The 277-nt window shown below is 54.9% G+C and carries 1 rRNA gene; it reads left to right on the top strand.

Annotation, left to right across the window (positions count from 1 at the left end):
- Window positions 1-277, top strand: a 16S ribosomal RNA gene (locus J9885_RS16380); the annotation flags it as partial.

Raw genomic sequence — 277 nt, 5'->3', positions numbered from 1 at the left:
GGTCCAGACTCCTACGGGAGGCAGCAGTGGGGAATATTGCACAATGGGGGAAACCCTGATGCAGCCATGCCGCGTGTGTGAAGAAGGCCTTCGGGTTGTAAAGCACTTTCAGCGAGGAGGAAAGGTTGTTGGCTAATACCCAACAGCTGTGACGTTACTCGCAGAAGAAGCACCGGCTAACTCCGTGCCAGCAGCCGCGGTAATACGGAGGGTGCAAGCGTTAATCGGAATTACTGGGCGTAAAGCGCACGCAGGCGGTTGGATAAGTTAGATGTGA

Source organism: Aeromonas sp. SrichE-2G (assembly GCF_017939565.1).
GTDB lineage: Bacteria > Pseudomonadota > Gammaproteobacteria > Enterobacterales > Aeromonadaceae > Aeromonas > Aeromonas taiwanensis.
Note: the sequence above shows the minus strand (reverse complement) of the source record. Positions and strands in the feature narration are given on the sequence as shown.